This is a genomic window from Caballeronia sp. J97 (assembly GCF_905220305.1).
Classification (GTDB): domain Bacteria; phylum Pseudomonadota; class Gammaproteobacteria; order Burkholderiales; family Burkholderiaceae; genus Caballeronia.
Genome location: NZ_CAJMZL010000036.1, coordinates 21,421 through 41,240, shown reverse-complemented (window position 1 = coordinate 41,240; position 19,820 = coordinate 21,421). Strand labels below are relative to the sequence as shown.

Genomic DNA, 19,820 nt, shown 5'->3' with positions numbered 1-19,820 from the left:
TCCTGGATTTTTCGCTGTGGATACTCGGTCATCGGCCCGCTGCCCGCGCAACGGGTCGCACCGAAACGGGGAATGCCGCGCCGGCGAGCCCGATTTTCCACTACTCCAGGAACCGTCATGAAAACGATCCGCGTCTCCGGCCTGAAATGCCTGCCCGGCAGGTTGCTTCGAAAGATCTTGCCGGCGCGCGCGCTGGCGACGCTCGCGATCGCCGCGTGCGCGTGGGGCGTCGCGCAGCCCGGCCATGCCGAAGACAAGGAAGTGACGATCGCGTACCAGCAGATCGTCGATCCGTGGGTCGTCGGCATCGCCGATGGCTCGATCGCCAAGGCGACCGGCTACAAGATCAACTGGCGCCAGTTCGAATCCGGCGCGAAGGTGGCGACCGCGATGGCCTCGGGCGACGTGAAGATCGGCGTGATCGGATCGAGCCCGCTCGCCGCCGCCGTCAGTCAGGGCGTCGATGCGCAACTGTTCTGGATTCTCGACAACATCAACGAGGCCGAGGCGATGGTCGTGCGCAACGGCTCGGGCATCGCGAAGCCGGAGGATCTGAAGGGCAAGACCATCGGCGTGCCGTTCGTCTCGACGACGCACTATCACACGATGTTCGCGCTGAAGCACTGGGGCATCGATCCGTCGTCGGTGAAGATCCTCAACATGCAGCCGAATCAGATCGCCGCGGCGTGGGAGCGCGGCGATATCGATGCGGCCTATGTGTGGGACCCGGCGCTCTCGCAACTGAAGAAGAGCGGCAAGGTGCTGATCACGTCGGGTGACCTGTCGAAGCTCGGCAAGCCGACGTTCGACGGCATTGCGGTCGATCGCGCGTGGGGCGAGGCGCACAAGGATTTCATGGCGAAATTCGTCAAGGCCATCTCCGACCTCGACGCGCAGTACCGCAGCGATCCGTCGAAGTGGACCGCGCAGTCGCAGCAGGCGGCGGCCATCGCGAAGACGATCGGCGGCACGCCGGCCGACGTGCCGGGCTCGCTCGCGCTGTACGGCTATCCGTCGGCACAGGAGCAGGCATCGAAGCAATGGCTGGGCGGCGGCGCGGCGAGCCGCGCGGCGTTCGCGCTGAAGGACACGGCGGACTTCCTGAAGGAGCAGAAGCGGGTCAACGCCGTGCTGCCGGATTATTCGAAGTATGTGACGGCCGAATACGTCGAAGCGGCTGAAAAGCTGAAATGAGCCTGAGCCGGGGCGCGCGCCGCGTGCCCTCGCCACATCCGCGTCCGGGAGGACATATGGCTTGCATGCAGGTGAAGAACGTCAGTGTGATGTTTCCCGGACGACGCCCGGGCGAGCGCGTGCATGCGCTCGATGGCATCGATCTCACGATCAGCGACGGCGAATTCGTCGTCGCGCTCGGCGCGTCGGGATGCGGAAAGACGACGCTCTTGTCGCTGATGGCGGGTTTCATCGCGCCATCGTCGGGCGAAATGCTGCTCAGCGGGAAACCGGTCGAAGGGCCGGGCGCCGATCGCGGCGTCGTGTTCCAGAAGCATGCGTTGCTGCCCTGGCTCAATGTGCTCGACAACGCCACCTTCGGCCTGAAGCTGCAAGGCGTGCCGAAGGCGCAGCGCGAGGAGATCGCGAAACGCAATCTCGCGCTCGTCGGCCTTCAGGACTTCCACAAGCACATGATCTATCAGTTGTCGGGCGGCATGCAGCAGCGCGTGGGCATCGCGCGCGCGCTGACCTGCGATCCCGCGATGCTGCTGATGGACGAGCCGATGGCCGCGCTCGATGCCCTCACGCGCGAGACCATCCAGGAACTGCTGCTCGATGTCTGGCAGCGCACGCAGAAGATGTTCTTCTTCATCACGCACAGCGTGGAGGAAGCGCTGTTTCTGGCGAGCCGGCTGATCGTGATGTCGCCGCGTCCGGGGCGGATCACGCATAGCTACGATCTCGATTTCAACCGCCGCTTTCTCGCCACCCGCGATGCGCGCGCGATCAAGTCCAGTCCCGATTTCATCGAAATGCGCGAGCGCGTGCTCGGCATCATCTACGGCGACGAGCGCGCCGCTCATCACGCCGAGGAGGTTCATCATGGTTAAGCGCGCATCGATGACCGTGCCCGGTCCCGCGATCGAACGCGGGATCGGCGCATCGCGGCGTCCGCCGGGCGGACCCGCGCGACAGTCGAAGAAAAAGCCGGTGAAGCCGGGCGACACCTTCGGCGTGCCGGGCTACGGCAGCAGTCTCGCGATGAGCATCGCGACCGTCGCCGTGCTGGTGGCCGGCTGGTTTCTGATCACCGGCATGCACTGGGTCAAGCCGCTGTTCCTGCCTTCGCCGCAAGCGGTGTACGCGAAGTTCGTCTCGGTGGCGAGCGAAGGCTTCGCCAACTCGACGCTGACCGAGCATGTCGCGGCGAGCCTGCTGCGCGTGTTCGGCGCGTTCGCGCTCGCCTGCGTGACGGCGATTCCCGTCGGCGTGCTGATGGGCGTCTCGCGGCACGCGCGCGGCGTGTTCGATCCGCCGATCGAGTTCTACAGGCCGCTGCCGCCGCTCGCGTATCTGCCGCTCATCATCATCTGGTTCGGCATCGGCGAGTTCTCGAAGGTGTTTCTGATCTATCTGGCGATCTTCGCGCCGCTCGCGATCGCCGCGCGCGCGGGCGTGCGCTCCGTGTCGATCGAGCAGATTCACGCCGCCTATTCGATGGGCGCCTCGCGCACGCAGGTGGTGACCCACGTGATTCTCAAATCGGCGCTGCCGGAGATCTTCACGGGCATGCGCATCGGCATCGGTGTCGGCTGGACGACGCTCGTCGCGGCGGAGATGGTCGCATCGACGCGCGGGCTCGGCTTCATGGTGCTCAACGCGGCCGAGTTCCTGGCGAGCGATGTCGTGATCATGGGCATCATCGTCATCGGCTTTTTCGCGCTTTGCTTCGATGTACTGATGCGCTATCTGGAGAAAGCGATGGTGCCGTGGAAGGGCCGGGTCTGACGAGATGGCCGCCGACGGATCGAGCGCGAAACGCTGATCCGCTCCATCGGCGCCATCTCGCGATCATCGATCGTTCACGAACTATCGGGCACCGCGTCTAGGCGGTCTGCGATGCGTGCGGCACCGCGACCGCACCTTGAGGCCCCGGGCGCGGTCCGCCGCCGGGGCCGCCGTCACGGTCACCGCCCGGGCCGCCCCGGTCGGGTCCGTGGCCATAGTGTCCACCGCCGTAGTCGCCCGGGGGCGGGCCCCACCAGCAACCTCCAAGAGTACTGATCACCACTGCTGCGACAAGCAAACTTCCCAACTTCATGAGGCAACCTCTGTCGTTCATTGCGAGGCCTCCATCGTAACGATTCATGCGCCCGAGTTCGCCCGATGTAAGGAAGCGAAAGGCATTGCGTTGAATCAATGAGCGCGTCATCGCTCTCATTGGTTTTACGGGGGTCCTTATGAATCGATTTGCCATTGCTTCTCTTCTTTGTGCGCTCACGATCGGCCAGACGGCCGCGTTCGCCCAGCCGGGCGGACCGGATGCGGCGCCGGAGCATCGTCAGCCGGACGCTCGCGACAACCCTCGCGGCGCGGCACCCAAAGGCGGAGGACATGGAGACGCGCACCGTCCGGTGCCGCATCAGGACTGGCATTCCGGCGACCGGCTTCCGCAGACGTATCGTGGATCGCGCTATGTCGTGAAGGACTGGCGCGCGCGTGACCTGCATGCCCCGCCGTCCGGCTATCAGTGGGTGCAGGTCAACGGCGACTTCGTGCTGGCGGCTGTCGCCACAGGCGTCATTTCGAGCATTGTCGCGTCGTCGCGCTGATATCCCGATCGGGTCGCCTTAGCGTCCCGAGCCGCTCGCCAACTCACTTCACCTTCACTTCATTCCGAGGAAGCATTGATGCGTCGTACGCTTGCCATCCATCTGGTCCTTCTTGTTTCGTGCCTGTCCGGTTGCTCCGCGTGGCGAACGCACGAAGCGCGCGCTGCCGATGGCCGCATCATCGGTTCGAACATCCAGGACGTCATTCAGGCGGTCGGCATTCCGGACAAGACGATGAAGGTCGTCGACAGCGGAAGCAAGAGCGATCGCTTTACCGCGCAATGGAATTTCAGCAACTCCGATGCGGCGTTCGAGTTGAACGTGATCCTGCTCGATCTGAAGATCGGCGGAGCCGGCAAGTGCAGCATGACGGCGACGGTCGATCGCTGGGGCGGAAAGGTGGTGTCGGTCAATTTCCCGCAGGCGCACGTCGACGCGTTCAACTCCGACTACAGCGCGTGCGAGCCGCTCGTCTACGAAGCATTGACGCATATGCCCAGGACGCCGATCGATCCGGGCTACGACGGCTTCAAACTCGTCGGGGCTGCGAAATAAAGGATGACGGCGAAACGGCCGGCCCCGTTCATTCGGCCACGGCCGGACCGACATAACGCGCGCGCGGCCGCAGCAAGCTGCCTTCGCTGATCTGCTCGATCGAATGCGCCATCCAGCCGACGCTGCGCGCGATGGAAAACAGCGCGAACGCCGCTTCTTCGGGCAGACCGCAATGCTCGACGAGCGCGGCGAGCGCCATGTCGATGGCGGGCAACTTGCCCGTCAGTCGCTCGACGCAGTCGATCAGTTCGCGGGCGGCATCGGGCGCTTCGAACGCGGACAGGAGATCGGCCGCGCGCGGATCGCCCTGCGGATAGAGCTCGTGACCGAAGCCGGGCAGCGCCGCGCCCTCCGCGATCCGCCGCCGCACGACCGTCCCGGTTCCGGAGCGGCGCGCTTCATCCATGAATTCACGCACGCGCACGATGGCATTGCCGTGGATCGGACCGGAGAACGCGGCGAGCCCCGCGATCATGCTCGCCCCGAGCGATGCGCCCGTCGATGCGGCCACGCGCGCCGCGAACGATGAGCTCGTGAGTTCCTGATCGGCGAGCAGCACGAGCACGCGTCGAAGCAGATCCGCATGACGCGCGGCATGCCACGCATCCGCGATGCGCAGATGCAACGGGCCTTCGTCCGAGCGCAGCTCGACGAAATTGCTGGCGAGGCGGCCCACCAGCCCGGCCGCCTGATTCAGGCTGTCAGACATGTCGAACGGCGTGCGCGCCGGATCGTTCGCCGCATCGCGAGCCAGGGCGGCGTAGACACGCGCGCTGGCGGGACCGTCGAACGCGACCGGCTCGAACGACGGAAAGCGCGGCAGCCCGTTCATATCCCAGAGCAGTCGCGCGGCCTCTTCGAGCGTCGCCGATGCCGCCAGCCGCACCGCATCCCGGCCGCGATAGTAAAGCCGGCCATGCACGATCGTGGAGATGCTCGTATCGATGATCGGCTCGCCCCAGGCCATCGTGCTGGCCGCGATGTTCTTGCGCGCCCGCCCGAGGTTGCGCTTTTTCAGGAGCGTCGCGATATCAGCCGCGCGATACAGGTTGCGGTTTGCGTGCTGCGGGTCGCCCTGAACCTCGATCTGGCCGCGGCTCACATATGCGTACAGCGTCTGCTTGCGCACGCCGAGGGCTTCGCAGGCCTCCTCCTGGGACATCCAGTGCTTCACGTTGATCGAATCAATCAAGATTGACGGTCGTCCATGGCGTCGATTTAATGCGAAACATAAATTTCCCCGAGAGAAGTCCGGCCGATGGGTCGAAAGGCTTTCGCAACGCGCGTCGTCTCGACGCGTCAGGGGCATGAAACAGGAGATGCCGGTGGCTACAGAGCAAACGACCCAGTATATAGCGGGCACGACAGCCCGAACGACGCGCACGCGTTACTCGATCCTCGCGATGATCCTGCTGCTGGCCACGGTGGCCTATGCGGATCGCGCGATCCTGTCGATCGCCGGTCCCGGCATATCGAAGGAGTTCGGCCTGAATCATGTGCAACTGGGCTATGTGCTGTCGGCCTTCAGTTGGGCGTATGTCGTCGGCCAGATACCCGGCGGCCTGCTGCTCGATCGCCTCGGCACCAAGACGATGTACGGCGCGACGCTGATCCTGTGGTCCATCGCGACCATGCTGGTCGGTTTCATCGGCAACTTCACGTCGGATCTTTCGATTGCGCTGGGACTGCTGTTCGCGCTGCGCTTCGCGCTCGGTCTGATCGAGGCGCCGAGCTTTCCCGCCAATGGCCGCGTCGCGGTCATGTGGTTTCCCAAGGAAGAGCGCGGCCTCGCGACATCGCTCTTCGCATCGGCTTCGTATTTCGCCGTGGCGATCTTCTCGCCGTTCGCGGGCTGGCTCACGTCGCGCTTCGGCTGGCCGGCTCCGTTCATCGCGCTGGGGTTGATCGGCATCGCGGCGGCAGGCGTGTGGGCCGTGGTCATGTACGAGCCGCGCAATCATCCGCGTGTGTCGAGCAGCGAGCTGGATCACATCATCGCGGGCGGCGCGATGATCGATATCGACTCGAAGCACGAGCTCGCGTCGCGCCCCGCGATTTCGTCCGGCGTGATGCGCACGCTGCTCGCCAATCGCATGCTGTGGTGCGCGTATATCGGGCAGTACTGCACCATCGCGCTGAGCTATTTCTTCATCACGTGGTTTCCGATCTACCTCGTGCAGGCGCGTGGCATGAACGTGATGCAGGCAGGCTTCGCGACGATGGTCCCGGCCGTGGCGGGCTTCGTCGGCGGCATTGCGGGCGGCACGATTTCCGACTGGCTCATTCGTCGCGGATGGAGCGTGTCGTGGGCGCGCAAGACGCCGTATATCGTCGGCATGACGTTGGGTTGCAGCATCGTGCTGTCCGCCGTCACCGAAAGCAATGTCGTGATCGTCATGCTGATGACGCTCGCCTTCTTCGGCAAGGGCGCGGCGGCCGGGGCGGGAACGTGGGCCGTCGTCAGCGACACGGCGCCGCGCGAAGCAGTCGGTCTCGCCGGCGCGATCTTCAATTGCATCGGGAATATCGGCGGCATCGTGACGCCGATCGTCTTCGGCTATCTCGTGCAGGCGACGGGCGGCTATACGGTCGGACTCTACTTCGTCGCCGCGCATTGCCTCGTGGCGGCCATCGTCTATCTGTTCTTCATGGGCAGGATCGAGCGGGTCAAGATGAGTTGAATCGCGATCATCACGCTTCGCCCAGTGTCTTTGCATAACGCCATCATCAGATTCGAATCATGACCAAGCCGATCATCCTCAATGCCGCGGAATTGCCCGAGTGGACTCACGCGGAGCTGGGCGCGCTCTTTACCGTGCTCGATTTGCCCAAGGAGCCCGCCGCGGCCCGTGCGTTTCTGAGCGAGCACGGCGGCAAGATTCGCGGCATCGCGCTGCGCAAAACGAAGATCGATGCGGCATTTCTCGATGCGCTGCCCGCGCTGGAAATCATTTCGAGCTACAGCGCGGGACTCGATAACGTGGACATGCAGGCGACGCGCTCGCGCGGCATCCGCATCGAAAACACTTCGCATATTCTGGCTGAGGACGTGGCGAACGCGGCGGTCGGCCTGGCGCTCGCGCTCACGCGCGACTTCGTGAACGCGGATGCGTACGTCCGATCCGGCCAATGGCCCGTGCAAGGTCACTACCGGCTGGGCCGATCCATCTCGCACATGAGGGTCGGCATCGTGGGGCTGGGCACCATCGGCTCGGCCATTGCGCATCGGTTGCGGGCATTCGGCTCGAAGCTCGCGTATTTCGGGCCCAGCCGCAAGCCCGTCGATATTCCTTATTACGACGACATCGCGAGGCTCGCGCGAGACAGCGACATGCTGATCCTCACGTGCCCGCTTTCGGCCGCGACACATCATCTGATCGATGCGGCCGTCATCGGTGCGCTCGGGCCCGATGGCTTCATCGTCAACATCGCGCGTGGCCCGGTCGTCGATGAACGCGCGCTCATCGCGGCGCTCGCGGCGGACAAAATAGCGGGCGCCGCGCTCGATGTGTTCGAGCATGAACCCTCGGTCCCCGAGGCGCTCATGCGGGATCGCAGGCTCGTGCTCACGCCGCACATCGGTTCAGGGACGGAGGAGACGCGTCGCGCGATGGCGGAAAACGTCGTCGATGCGCTGGCGAGGCATTTCGGTATCGAGAGTCCGCGCGGCAGGGCGGTTGTCGAGGCGGAGCTGGAAAGCGCCGGCTGAGGCTGCCGGTGCGGGGCACTTCGGCCAGATCGAAAAGCGGCCTGCGTGCGGCACGACGTTTGCTGGTTTCGCGAAACAGACAGCGTTTTGCGATTCGAGACGACGTTGACGCATACACGGAGGCACTCATGGACGATCAAAAAGAGCAGGATCGCATTCGGCGCCGCGCCTATGAAATGTGGGAGCGTGAGGGTGGCCCGGATGGGCGTGCCGAGGAGTTCTGGGAAAAGGCGATTGCATCGATCGAGGCCGAGGATTCGCCGGGCGGTGCAAACGGCCAGACCGGGAACCTCGATGCCGAAGCCCCGCGCGATGATGCCAAGCGCGAAATCGCGGAGCAGGGTGGCGCGAGCGGATCGTAGCCGTCCGCGCGTCATCCCTGGCGAGCGATGCTGTCACGCCTTGCACATCGGCGCGGGCGCGGAAGCGGGCGAAGGCTCCTCGACATCGAGTTCCAGCTTTCCATCGACGGCCTGCACGAGGAAGGTGCCGACGCTCAGGCCGCCCGGCCCGGGCATGCATCCCGTCCTCACGTCGAAGCGCAGTCCGTGCGCCGGGCAGCGCAGCATGCAGCCGTCGAGCTGACCGCTCGCGAGCGACGCGCCGTTGTGAGGGCACGAGTTGTCGATGGCGTGAAGCGTGCCTTCGATGTTGAAGAGAACGATGCTGCGGCCATCGACGAAAACCAGCTTGCGCTGGCCAGGCAAGAGGTCTTCGATATTTCCGACGGGTATTCGGCGTGACATGGGGTGCTCCTCCTTGAGTCGCTCAGTCGCGGATCGCGAGCATCATCGCTTCGACGATCGCGCCGGGAGAATGCGCGCCGGACAGCGTATAGCGGGCATTGAACGTGTAGTGCGGAACCCCGCCGATGCGATGATCGGCGTGAGATGCCGATGCCGCGCGTCGCGTCGAATCCGCCAGACGATCGGCGAGGCCTTGACGCTCCAGACCGCACTCCACGCCGATCCGTTCCAGCACCCGCCGGTCGCCGATGTTCTCTCCGTCCATGAAGTACGCGCTGAACAGGCGCTCGATCAGCCGCACACGTTGCGCGTCGCCGCCACGGCGGCCCGCATAGGCGATCAGGTCGTGCGCGGCAGCCGTGTTGGGCATCGTTTCGATCCGCTCGAACGCGAATTCGATGCCGGCTTCGCTGCCGGCGCGTCGAACCTGCGCACGCCGCGCCGCCACCGCTTCATGGCTGCCCAGACGATTGAGATAGAACGCCTCGTAAGGCATGCCGTCGAGCGGCGTGTCGGGAAGAAGTTGATGCGAATGCCACTGCACTTTCACGGTCACGTCCGGCCGCAAACCACCGAAGCGGACGAGCGCCGCCTCCAGGTTGCGTTTGCCGATCAGGCACCAGGGGCAGATGAAGTCGAAGCAGACCTCGATAGTCACCGTGGGACGGCGGGCCGCGTCCGCGGCGCCTTGCGGTTCAGGCGAGTTCATCGATCAGGGTCTCCGCCATCCGCCATTCACCGAAGCCCGCGGCCGGATTGAGATGACCCACTTCGCCGAGGTCGACGAGGCGGCCGCCCCAGTCCCGCGCCATCTGCGCGACGCGCTCGAAGCGCGCGAGCGGATCGTTGCGGCTCGCGCCGACGATCGCCGGAAACGGCAGGCGCTCGCGCGGAATCGGATGCCAGCCGTTTTCCGCGAGCGCGTCGAAGGTCGGATAGCCTTCCGGCAGCGGCGTCTCGAGATCGACGGGCGCGGCCAGCAGCGCCCCATGGATCTTGCGCTCGTGCTTCCGCGCCCAGTGCACGGTGATCATGACGCCCGCGCTGTGCGCGACCAAAATCACCGGGCCGTCGATCTTGGCGAGCGCCGCATCGAGCGCCGCGACGCGCGCGGCGCAACTCAGCTTGTCATGTTCGAGCGGCGGCACCGAGACCGCCTTCGGAAGCTTCTGCTGCAACAGGGTCTGCCAGTGCTCGGCGACATGGTCGCGCAAACCCGGCACGATGAGAATCGTCGGTTTCGTATCGAGAGTCATGAAAGTTCGTGGTGCGTGATCGAGCGGTTCGGCGATGGGCCGATCATGATCGGTCGCTCGCCCTTGTTTGCCACGTATCCTATTGCGCTGAAGTTCATCGCGCCCCTCTCTCGATGAGAGGGGACACGCGCAAAATGGTTGCCCGGCGCGTTGGTCGAGGCGAAAATGTTCAGACGATTTCAGCTTGCCGAACGCCCGGTGATCGCGGGAAAAAAGGAGTGAGCAAATGAACGGGCTTGCCAGGATGTTTGCCGCCAGAAGCGCCTGTGCGCTGACGCTGATACTCACGGTCTGCGCGTTCACCGGGGCTTGCCCGGACGCGTTCGGCCAGGAAGCCGGCAATGACGCAGCGCGCCTTCACGACAAATTCGAAAGTCTCGCTCAGCAACTGAGCCGCAACCCGTTTCACCGCGAGTTGTATCTGGAGTCGGCGGAAACGGATTCCTCGCTCAAGGGCGATATTTACGCCGTCGTCGATTATCCGTTCGCCACGGTCAACGGCGCGCTCAACGATCCGTCGCAAGGCCCCGCGAACTGGTGCGACGTGCTGATCCTGCACCTGAACATCAAATATTGCCGTCCCGCGGCGAGCGGCAGCGGCACTCAGCTCATCGTGAACGTGGGCAGGAAGGTCGAAGAAAAACTCTCCTCCACCTACCGCGTGCAATTCAACTACCGGTCGGTGGCAACGAGCGCCACCTACTTCCAGGTCGACCTCGACGCCGACACCGGACCGATGAGCACCCGCGATTACCGCATCATGCTGGAGGCCACGCCGGCGGGCGCCTCGCGCACCTTCCTGCATCTGACCTATTCGTATGGTTATGGCACGGCGGGGCGCATCGCGATGAAAACCTACCTTGCGACCATCGGCAGCGACAAGGTCGGATTCACCGCCGCACGGGACGCGCCGGGCGGACAGGCGGAGTACATCGGCGGCGTCAGGGGTCTCGTCGAGCGCAACACGATGCGCTACTACCTCGCGATCGACGCTTACCTCCAGGCCTTGTCGAGCCCGCCCGGCAAACGCCTCGATCAGCGCCTCGCCACCTGGTTCGACGCGACCGAGAAGTATCCGCGCCAGTTGCATGAAGTCGACCGCGACGAGTACATGACGATGAAGCACAACGAATATCGGAGACAGCAAACCGCGCAATGATCGACACGATTGCATCGCCTCGCTGATCGTTCGCGCGCTCGCTTCGATGGCGAGATCCTAGGGCATACGCCGATTGCGCACCGTCGCTGCGCCAGGCGTGGCCGCCCGCGGCTGCCGGCGCGGTCTCCGCGTATTCCCTGTCCCTCCCGCCGCGAGAGGGGTTCGGTTCGAAACCTTTATGTAGTCTTGCATCGGTGATGTGCCGCGTGCCCGTATCCGCTCCTCCGATGAAAGCCGATATGCGCCGCCGGCCGATGCGCGCCGCATGTCTGCGCGCGATGTCCGGCGCGGGAGCCGGGCAGACCGTCAGGGCCGTTCGAGCGATACGCTTTGCCAGCGCGCAAGGCGCTCCCCGAATCGAACGCATGAATGATATTTCGACAATATGGATAGCTAATGAAAGCGAAAGTAACCAGCGTTGCGGCACTGATCGGTTTGTCGTCGGCGGCCGCGCACGCTCAATCGGCGGTGACGCTCTACGGGGTCGTCGATTCGGGGCTGCTCTATCAAAGCACGGCGGCGGCCTCGTTCGCACCGAATGCGCCCAACCTCGGCAAGGTGTACCGCTTCAAGGACGGCGGCATCTATTCGAGCGGCTGGGGCATCAAGGGCACCGAGGATATCGGTGGCGGCTATCACGTGAACTTCAAGCTGCAAAGCTCGTTCGACAGCGGCACGGGCAAGTCAGGCCTGAGCGATACGCCGGGCGTGACCGCCCAGTTCAACCAGTACGCGACGATCGGCGTATCCGGTCCGTTCGGCAAGCTCGACGCGGGCCGCCAGATCGTCCCGATGATCTGGGCGATGTACGACACGGACGTGCGCGGCGCGCAGTACTTCGGCAGCATCCTGACCGCATGGCTCGGCATGAACCAGGCCGCGGGCTGGCCCGGCACGAGCACGAACGGCGCGATCGGCGCGCTGTATGACAGCAACGCGCTCGTCTACGAGTCGCCCAAGTTCTACGGCGCGTCGATCGCGCTGGAATACGCGCCGGGCGGCGTTCCGGGACACTTCCAGGGCGGCACGCGCGAGTCGGCCGTGCTCAAGTATTCGAACTACGGCCTGAACCTCGCGGCGGCGTACTACAACGGGCACGACGCGAACCCGTTTCCGGCGACCTATCCCGCCACTCCGGCCATTCCGGCAACAGGACAAGCCAACAACCGGTTTTTCTACGTCGGCGCCCAGTACACGTTTTATGGTTTCTCCGTGTCCGGCTCATACGGCCATGGCAAGAACCCGGCAAACAGCAGCCGTGCCGATATCGATATGTATTCGGCTGGTCTCGGCTATCGATTCACCCCCGTCTTCAGAGTGACGTCGGGCTTCTATTACCTGAAGGACAACAACAACTCGAGCAACCACTCGGCCGAGTTCGCGCTGGGCGCCGAGTACAACGTGTCCAAGCGCACGCTGGCCTACGCGCAGGTCGGTCACGTCGACAACAACGGCACGATGAACCAGACGATCGTGTATGGACAGCCGGTCGCGCCGGGCAAGGGAACGACGGCCGCGATGGTCGGCGTGCGGCACAACTTCTGACAAGGCCAAACGGAGAAAAGAATGAATGCAGTGAACACACTCAAGCTGGCATGCGGGGCGCTGATCGTCGCGCTCGCAGCCGGGAACGTCTGGTCCCAGCCTGCCGCTTCGGCTGCGTCGGGATCGAACGGAGCCGCATCGTCGGCGGCTTCGTCGAAGCAGTCGAACCGCGCGCTGCGCCGGGCCGTCTATAAGGCGTTTGCGAAAGACAAGTCGATCGATGCGGGCAGCATCGGCGTGAGCGCGAAGAACGGCGCCGTGACGCTGACGGGCACCGTCGAAGAGGCCGCGCAGATCGACAAGGCTGCCGCGCTGGCGAAGGATGTCCCCGGCGTCGTGTCGGTGCAGAACAAGCTGACGGTGCGGCGAGCCTTCACCCAGTAAGCGCAATCATCCGGCGAACGGAGACCGGGCCAAGGAGATCGAAAATGCAGGACGCAGTACTCGAAGCAACGCAGTCGGCTTATGCCTATCCCCTTCTGGTGAAGCATCTGCTGCACACGCCCTTTACTCAGGCGCTCGATCAGGAGATCGTCTACCGGGGCGATGTGCGCATGAGCTATCGCACGCTGCGCGAGCGCATCGCACGGCTTGCCGATGGCCTCTCGAAGCTCGGCGTGCGTCACGGCACGACGGTCGCCATGATGGACTGGGACAGCCACCGCTACCTCGAATCCTATTTCGCGGTGCCGATGATGGGCGCGGTGCTGCAAACCGTGAACGTGCGGCTGTCGCAAGCCGAGATTCTCTACACGCTCAACCATGCCGGCGCGGAAGTCCTCGTCGTGCACACCGACTTCCTGCCGGTCGTCGAGGCAATGAAGGACCAGCTCGAAACCGTGCGCACCTTCATCTGGATCGACGAGAAGGACAGCGCCGCGGTCTCGCACACGATTCCGTTCGCCGCCGAATACGAGCGCATGCTCGCCGCGAGCGCCACGACCTTCGCGTTCCCCGACTTCGACGAGAACACGCGCGCCACCACGTTCTACACGACCGGCACCACGGGTCTGCCCAAGGGCGTGTACTTCTCGCATCGCCAGCTCGTGCTGCACACGATCACCGGCATGGCCGCGCTCGCGAGTCCGGCTTCCGGCCAGCGTTTTCATCGCGGCGATGTCTACATGCCGATCACCCCGATGTTCCATGTGCATGCCTGGGGCATGCCGTTCATCGCGACCGTGCTCGGCGTGAAGCAGGTCTATCCGGGCCGCTACGCGCCGGACCGGCTCGCCGCGCTGATCCGCGACGAAGGCGTCACCTTCTCGCATTGCGTGAGCACCATCCTCCATATGCTGCTCGCCTGTCCGGATGCGGCCGGCATCGACCTGTCGAAGTGGAAGGTCGTGATAGGCGGCGGCGCGCTGCCGCACGGTCTCGCGCGCGCCGCGCTCGAACGCGGCATCGACGTCTTCGCGGGCTACGGCATGTCGGAGACCTGCCCGCTGCTGAGCCTCGCGCAACTGAGCCCGCAGTCGATGCCGAAAGATCTCGACGAGGAAGTGCGCCTGCGCTGCAAGACGGGACGGCCGCTGCCGCTCGTCGATCTGCGCATCGTCGACGAGGAAATGCGCGACGTGGCGCGCGACGGCAGCGCGAGCGGCGAGATCGTCGCGCGCACGCCGTGGCTCACGCAGGGCTATTTGAAGAATCCGGAGGCATCCGCCGAGCTGTGGCAGGGCGGCTACCTGCATACGCAGGACATCGCGAGCATCGACACGCAGGGCTATCTGCAGATCACCGACCGCATCAAGGACGTAATCAAGTCGGGTGGCGAATGGGTCTCGTCGCTCGAAATCGAGAGCCTGATTTCGCAGCATCCGGGTGTTTCGGAGGTCGCGGTGATCGGCATCAAGGACGAGAAGTGGGGCGAGCGTCCGGTGGCGCTGGTCGTCCTGAAACAGGGCTACGACGGCACGGTCTCACAGGATGACATCAGAAAGCACGTGCTCGACTTCAGCGAGACCGGGCGCATTTCGAAGTATGCGGTGCCGCAGGTCGTGAGGTTCGTCGGCGAGCTGGAGAAGACGAGTGTCGGCAAGCTCAACAAGAAGCGCTTGCGCGAGCAGTTCGCCGCGTGAGGGCGTGCGCGGGCGGCGCTGCTTTTTTCAATCGAGGTTGAAATGAATGTTTTGTTTCCGCAGGCCGACAGCGTGTACGTCGGCGAAGGCCCCATCTATTTCGATGCGATCGTCGACGGCGTCACGGTCAATTGCGTCCTGACGGAGCATGCGCTGGCCGCCGCCGCGGGCATCGACCAGGTCATGTCCCGGCGCGAAGCGTTCGCGTTCGGGCAGCCCGCGATCAAGGAAGTCGTGGCTCGCCGGGCAAGGCATGCGGCGCTCGGGCCGATCGTCATTACCCGGGCCGAGCTCGATTACCGGGGCGGACACGACGGCGGCGCTCAACGGACCGCCACGGGAGTTCGGTGTTCAGTCCCGCGGTGAATGCCGCGCTGCATCCTCCTTCCGCACCGCATCTTCGATGCGCGCCGGCGTGAGCCTCATCAACCGCGCGAACGCCGGCCAGCGCGTCACCGCGACGCGCAATTCCGCGTCGGCCCGGGCATCGAAATAGCGGGCGGCGTCCAGGCCTTCGACCTGTCGCGCGAGCGCGGCGGCATCGTGCCCGTCACGGGCATCGCGCGCTTCCTTCGTCGACGTCTTCATTTCTGATCCGCTCACACGCCGTCCGTCGTTTTCACCACATGGCCCGTCGCGGCTTTCATCGTGGCGGCGCCTTTGTTCTCGCCGATCGTTTCATCGACGAGTCGAATCGGGCATATCATTCATCGAAAACGCCACATCGCGACATGGTTCGACCTACTTCTTCCTCGACATCGGCTTCGTCCTCTTCTTCCCCGACTGCGCGTTCTGCGCAATCCGGCGAGTCCGCGCAGCCCGAAAAGCTGGCGCACGGCAAGCGCAGCGGCCTGCTGCGCGGCGTGTTCGCGCTGCGCCATTCGCGCGACGGCATCGTCGCCACCTGGCGGGAGGAGAGCGCGTTTCGCCACGAAGTCTGCGTCGCGGCCGTCCTGCTGCCAGTGGCGTTTCTCGTGCCGGCGAGCGCCGCCGAGCACGTGCTGCTCGCGGCCTCGGTGCTGCTCGTGCTGCTCGTCGAGCTGATCAACTCGAGCATCGAGGCGGCCATCGACCGCATCTCGCTCGAGCGTCACGAGCTCTCCGGGCGCGCGAAGGACTGCGGCAGCGCGGCGGTCACGGTGGCCATCGCGATCGGCGCGCTGACCTGGTCGACGATCTGCGGGCCGCTCGCATGGCAGTGGCTGCGCGCGCATCTCTGATCGCGGCGGCGCGCGCCGAATGCTGACGGGGCCCGCTTCGGCATCGCGGTCGATGGACGTCATGTCGGCGCTCAAATCGGATTCTTGAAGCTGTGCCGCCGGTTAGAAGCGCACGTTTTTGTGGCTGACCGGTCCGCGCATGCGGCTTCGCCGAATTGATTCGGATCGCTAATCAATACTCGGACTGTAATGTTATGAAAACAAAAATGAGATTCGAGTAATGCATATGTAATGCGATGGCGTAAGCAATCCGTCTCAGTCTCGCCATATGGAAATGCTTCAATGCCGCTGCTTCGAGCATCGGCCTGAAGCGAGCGGCACTTCCATTCAAATAACCCCGGCCCACTCCAGCACGATGGTCCTGGAGCGCTGAGCGGCAATCCGGAGTCCACAAACGAATGTATTACAAGAAAATACTGCCCTGCGCGATAGCCGTGGCGGCGCTCATGACCATCGCCGCGTGCGGCAGTTCGCATGACTCGACTGCATCCGGCGCGCCCGCCGTATCCGCGCAGGACGCGCTGTCGACAGCGACGCCGATCAAGCATCTGGTCGTGATCTTCGGCGAGAACGTATCGTTCGATCATTATTTCGCGACCTATCCGAGCGCGAAGAACGTGTCGGGCGAGCCGGGCTTCAGCGCGACGTCAGGCACGCAGACCGATATCAACACGCTCGCCGCCGCCGGGCTGACCGGCGCTGCCAACCCGAACGCGCAGGCGGGTTCGCCCAATATCGTCTCCGCCACGGTCAACGGGCAGTCGACCAAGCCGCCGAGCGTCGGCAACGTCGCGCTGACGACGACCACCGCTCAGCCGTTCCGCCTCGACCGCTCGCAGGCGAATACCAAGAGCCAGAACCACAGCTACGCGCCGGAGCAGCTCGCCGACGACAATCTGAAGATGGACGCGTTCCCGCTCTTCACGTCGGCCAGTTCCATCATCACGGGCAGCACGGGCCAGTTCGGATCGGCGGCGCAGGTGCTCGGCTACTTCGACGGTAACACCGTGACCGCGTACTGGAATCTCGCGCAGAACTTCGCGATGAACGACAACGCGTGGACCGACACCTTCGGGCCGTCGACGCCCGGCGCCATCGAAGTGGTCGCGGGTCAAAACCAAGGCGTGACGCTGACGCCCAATCCGAAGAATCCGTCGGTGAAGACCAGCAGCAACGCGATTCCCGACGGTCAGGGCAGCTTCACGATGATCGGCGACCTCGACCCGACCACGGACGTCTGCACGGCCGCGGCGCAGAACGCCACATCGGGCCCGACGGGCATGATGGGCGGCAAGAACATCGGCGATCTGCTGAACGCGGCGAACATCACGTGGGGCGGCTTCATGGGCGGCTTCAACCTGCAGACGGTCAATTCGAACGGCACGACGGGCTGCACGCGCTCGACGTGGTCCGACGTGCTCGGCAGCGCGCCGACCGACTATGTCCAGCACCACGCCTGGTTCCAGTACTACGCATCGACGGCCAATCCCACGCACCAGCGTCCGAGCTCGACCGCGATGATCGGCTTCACCGAACCGACGCTCGACAACACGGCCACGCCGGTTCATCACCAGTACGACGTCGACGACTTCTTCACGGCCGTGAAGGCGGGCAACTTCCCGTCGGTGAGCTTCCTGAAGGCGCCCGCGATCGGCGACGGTCATCCGGGCAACTCGGATCCGCTCGACGAGCAGGCGTTCGTCGTCAAGGTCACGAACTTTCTGCAACAGCAGGCCGACTGGAAGAACACGCTGGTCGTGATCGCCTATGACGATTCGGACGGCTGGTACGACCACGTCGTGCCGGCGATCAGGAATTCGTCGTTCGACACGACGCTCGTCACCAAGGTCGGCACGGCAGTCTTCACGGGCGCCGACCAGTTGTCGGGTCAGGGCCAGTGCACCGGCACGGGCGCGACGCAGCCGCTCGGCATCAATGGCGGCGCGGTCAACGGCCGTTGCGGTCCGGGCACGCGCACGCCGTTCCTCATGGTCTCGCCGTGGGCAAAGGTCAACTACGTCGACCACACGCAGATCACGCAGGCCTCCGTCGTCAGGTTCATCGAGGACAACTGGCTCGGCGGCGCGCGTCTGGGCGGCGGTTCGTTCGATGCGACGGCCGGCGACATCCGCGGCATGCTGAACCTGTCCGGCGCGGGCAACACGCCGGCCGTGTTCCTCGATCCGAGCCTCGGCACCAAGCTCGCCGCCGCGCCGTCGACCGACTGACGGCGCCCGACGATTCGCAGTGGGTCGAGCCGGCGCAGCGACGCGCTGGCTCGACGTTTTTCAGGTTTTTATCCGTCACGATCGCCATGAGTTCTCCGAACCCTGCATTGCCGCCATCACTGCCTGCCGGCGATGCGCCGCGCCCCGTGCGTGCGCAACGCCTGTTGCCACGCGTGCTCGCATGGACAGCGGTTGTCATCGCCGCCGGCGGCGCCGCGTTTGCCGCCTATGCCGCGATCTATCCCGAACGGATGCCTTCCGCGATCGGCGCGATCGTCGAAGACATCACCGGCGCGAATCCGCAGCCGGTCGTGCTGCATGTGCCGCCCGGCCAGCCGTTGAGCGAGGTGGCCCTGCTCGGCAAGCAGATTTTCAACGATCCGTCGCTGTCGGCATCGGGCAAGCAATCGTGCGCGTCCTGTCACAGCCCCGACCACGCCTACGGTCCGCCCAACGCGCTGTCGGTGCAGCTCGGCGGACCGCATCTCGAGGACGCGGGTTACCGGCCGCCGCCTTCGCTCGCCTATCTCTATCGGCAGGCGCCGTTCTCGATCGGCCCCGATCAGAACGACACGGACGCCGCGCCCGTCACGCTGGATCAGCTCGCCACCGTGGCGGGCGGCACGCAACGCGCGACCAAAACGGCCGGGGTCGCGCCCGCCGCGCCCGCGCTCGTGCCGCAGGGCGGTCTCTTCTGGGACGGCCGCGCGAGCACGTTGCAGGACCAGGCGATCGTGCCGATGCTGAACCCGGTCGAAATGGCGAACAAGAGCACGGACGAGGTCGTGCGGAAACTGCTGAAAGCGAAGTATCTCGATCAGTTCAAGCAGTTGTTCGGCGACCGGATCGCGAGCCAACCCGATCTGCTGCTCGACGAAGCGATGTTCGCGGTGGGGCGCTATCAGTTCGAAGACCCGTCGTTTCATCGCTTCACCAGCAAATACGACTACTGGCTGCAGGGCAAGGCGCGCCTCACGCAAGCCGAGTTGCGCGGCTTGCGCCTCTTCAACGATCCGGACAAGGCGAACTGCGCGGGCTGCCATCTGAGCAAGCCGACTTCCGACCATTTGCCGCCGCTCTTTACCGACACGCAATACGAAGCGCTCGGCGTGCCGCGCAATCGCGATCTGCCGGTCAACCAGAATCCGGCGTTCCACGACATGGGCGTCTGCGGCCCCTTTCGCACCGACGCGGCCGAGCTGACGCAATACTGCGGCATGTTCCTGACGCCGACGCTGCGCAACGTCGCGACGCGCCACGCGTTCTTTCATAACGGCGTGTACCACGACCTGAAGCAGGTGATGGATTTCTATAACTTGCGCAACACGAACCCCGAGAAGATCTATCCGCTCGATGCGGCCGGCAAGCCGCAGAAATACGACGATCTTCCGGAAAAGTATCAGGCGAATATCGACGTCGCGGATGCGCCGTTCGATCGCAAGCTCGGCGACAAACCGGCGATGACCGACGACGAAATCGAGGACATCATCGCGTTCATGAACACGCTCACCGACGGATATAAGCCTTGACCGG

General features: G+C 64.7%; 21 protein-coding genes. 16 read left to right on the top strand and 5 right to left on the bottom strand.

What is annotated here, in order from left to right:
• Positions 1–117 precede the first annotated feature (117 nt).
• The 5 genes from tauA to U4Y90_RS31025 all read left to right on the top strand — a co-directional run bounded on the left by tauA (position 118) and on the right by U4Y90_RS31025 (position 4,343).
• Positions 118–1,194, top strand: coding sequence for a taurine ABC transporter substrate-binding protein (gene tauA / locus U4Y90_RS31045; protein ID WP_321800435.1), 1,077 nt, complete (start codon positions 118–120; stop codon positions 1,192–1,194).
• A 56-nt stretch (positions 1,195–1,250) separates the two neighbouring features.
• Complete coding sequence (locus U4Y90_RS31040) at positions 1,251–2,066, top strand: taurine ABC transporter ATP-binding protein (RefSeq protein WP_321800433.1); 816 nt, start codon at positions 1,251–1,253, stop codon at positions 2,064–2,066.
• Complete coding sequence (locus U4Y90_RS31035; RefSeq protein ID WP_415749432.1) at positions 2,059–2,964, top strand: ABC transporter permease subunit; 906 nt, start codon at positions 2,059–2,061, stop codon at positions 2,962–2,964. The genes U4Y90_RS31040 and U4Y90_RS31035 overlap by 8 nt, the downstream gene beginning before the upstream one ends.
• A gap of 452 nt (positions 2,965–3,416) precedes the next feature.
• Positions 3,417–3,788, top strand: coding sequence for an RcnB family protein (locus tag U4Y90_RS31030; RefSeq protein WP_321800431.1), 372 nt, complete (start codon positions 3,417–3,419; stop codon positions 3,786–3,788).
• Positions 3,789–3,866: 78 nt separating this feature from the next.
• A complete protein-coding gene (locus U4Y90_RS31025) occupies positions 3,867–4,343 on the top strand; it encodes a hypothetical protein (RefSeq protein WP_321800429.1) in 477 nt (158 codons plus the stop codon).
• Between the two features lie 28 nt (positions 4,344–4,371).
• Here U4Y90_RS31025 and U4Y90_RS31020 read toward each other — a convergent pair whose 3' ends face one another.
• Positions 4,372–5,535 (bottom strand): citrate synthase family protein, encoded by a 1,164-nt coding sequence (locus U4Y90_RS31020; RefSeq protein ID WP_321800427.1) that lies wholly within the window; start codon positions 5,533–5,535, stop codon positions 4,372–4,374.
• A gap of 133 nt (positions 5,536–5,668) precedes the next feature.
• Between U4Y90_RS31020 and U4Y90_RS31015 the strand changes: the two genes are divergently transcribed.
• From U4Y90_RS31015 to U4Y90_RS31005, 3 genes are all read left to right on the top strand, one after another.
• Positions 5,669–7,024 carry an MFS transporter gene (locus tag U4Y90_RS31015; protein WP_321800426.1) on the top strand — a complete coding sequence of 452 codons (1,356 nt, stop codon included), beginning with the start codon at positions 5,669–5,671 and terminating at the stop codon, positions 7,022–7,024.
• Between the two features lie 59 nt (positions 7,025–7,083).
• Positions 7,084–8,052 (top strand): 2-hydroxyacid dehydrogenase, encoded by a 969-nt coding sequence (locus U4Y90_RS31010; RefSeq protein ID WP_321800424.1) that lies wholly within the window; start codon positions 7,084–7,086, stop codon positions 8,050–8,052.
• Between the two features lie 128 nt (positions 8,053–8,180).
• Entirely contained in the window at positions 8,181–8,414 is a 234-nt protein-coding gene (locus U4Y90_RS31005; protein ID WP_321800422.1) for a DUF2934 domain-containing protein, read from the top strand.
• 33 nt (positions 8,415–8,447) lie between these two features.
• Here U4Y90_RS31005 and U4Y90_RS31000 read toward each other — a convergent pair whose 3' ends face one another.
• Genes U4Y90_RS31000 through U4Y90_RS30990 form a run of 3 tightly spaced genes read right to left on the bottom strand, consistent with a single transcriptional unit; the run spans position 8,448 to position 10,054 of the window.
• Entirely contained in the window at positions 8,448–8,798 is a 351-nt protein-coding gene (locus tag U4Y90_RS31000) for a Rieske (2Fe-2S) protein (protein WP_321800420.1), read from the bottom strand.
• 22 nt (positions 8,799–8,820) lie between these two features.
• The gene (locus tag U4Y90_RS30995) at positions 8,821–9,507 is read right to left on the bottom strand and encodes a DsbA family oxidoreductase (RefSeq protein ID WP_321800418.1); all 687 of its coding nucleotides are present in this window, start codon (positions 9,505–9,507) and stop codon (positions 8,821–8,823) included.
• A complete protein-coding gene (locus U4Y90_RS30990; protein ID WP_321800416.1) occupies positions 9,494–10,054 on the bottom strand; it encodes an RBBP9/YdeN family alpha/beta hydrolase in 561 nt (186 codons plus the stop codon). The genes U4Y90_RS30995 and U4Y90_RS30990 overlap by 14 nt, the downstream gene beginning before the upstream one ends.
• Positions 10,055–10,280: 226 nt before the next feature.
• Here U4Y90_RS30990 and U4Y90_RS30985 point away from each other — a divergent pair, with 226 nt between their 5' ends.
• The 5 genes from U4Y90_RS30985 (at position 10,281) to U4Y90_RS30965 (ending at position 15,205) form a co-directional block, all read left to right on the top strand.
• A complete protein-coding gene (locus tag U4Y90_RS30985; RefSeq protein ID WP_321800414.1) occupies positions 10,281–11,213 on the top strand; it encodes a hypothetical protein in 933 nt (310 codons plus the stop codon).
• A gap of 396 nt (positions 11,214–11,609) precedes the next feature.
• A complete protein-coding gene (locus U4Y90_RS30980) occupies positions 11,610–12,758 on the top strand; it encodes a porin (protein ID WP_321800412.1) in 1,149 nt (382 codons plus the stop codon).
• A 21-nt stretch (positions 12,759–12,779) separates the two neighbouring features.
• Positions 12,780–13,142, top strand: coding sequence for a BON domain-containing protein (locus U4Y90_RS30975; RefSeq protein ID WP_321800410.1), 363 nt, complete (start codon positions 12,780–12,782; stop codon positions 13,140–13,142).
• Between the two features lie 44 nt (positions 13,143–13,186).
• Positions 13,187–14,839, top strand: a complete 1,653-nt coding sequence (locus U4Y90_RS30970) for a fatty acid--CoA ligase (RefSeq protein ID WP_321800408.1) — start codon at positions 13,187–13,189, stop codon at positions 14,837–14,839.
• 42 nt (positions 14,840–14,881) lie between these two features.
• Entirely contained in the window at positions 14,882–15,205 is a 324-nt protein-coding gene (locus tag U4Y90_RS30965; RefSeq protein ID WP_321800406.1) for a hypothetical protein, read from the top strand.
• On the opposite strand, the gene U4Y90_RS30960 is transcribed toward U4Y90_RS30965, so the two are convergent.
• Positions 15,191–15,427 carry a hypothetical protein gene (locus U4Y90_RS30960; protein ID WP_321800404.1) on the bottom strand — a complete coding sequence of 79 codons (237 nt, stop codon included), beginning with the start codon at positions 15,425–15,427 and terminating at the stop codon, positions 15,191–15,193. The genes U4Y90_RS30965 and U4Y90_RS30960 overlap by 15 nt on opposite strands.
• Positions 15,428–15,570: 143 nt before the next feature.
• Here U4Y90_RS30960 and U4Y90_RS30955 point away from each other — a divergent pair, with 143 nt between their 5' ends.
• The 3 genes from U4Y90_RS30955 (at position 15,571) to U4Y90_RS30945 (ending at position 19,816) form a co-directional block, all read left to right on the top strand.
• Positions 15,571–16,059: a diacylglycerol kinase gene (locus U4Y90_RS30955; RefSeq protein WP_321800403.1), complete on the top strand. Its 489-nt coding sequence runs from the start codon at positions 15,571–15,573 to the stop codon at positions 16,057–16,059.
• Between the two features lie 398 nt (positions 16,060–16,457).
• Positions 16,458–18,287 carry an alkaline phosphatase family protein gene (locus U4Y90_RS30950; protein WP_321800402.1) on the top strand — a complete coding sequence of 610 codons (1,830 nt, stop codon included), beginning with the start codon at positions 16,458–16,460 and terminating at the stop codon, positions 18,285–18,287.
• An 86-nt stretch (positions 18,288–18,373) separates the two neighbouring features.
• Positions 18,374–19,816: a cytochrome-c peroxidase gene (locus U4Y90_RS30945; protein WP_321800401.1), complete on the top strand. Its 1,443-nt coding sequence runs from the start codon at positions 18,374–18,376 to the stop codon at positions 19,814–19,816.
• Positions 19,817–19,820 lie beyond the last annotated feature (4 nt).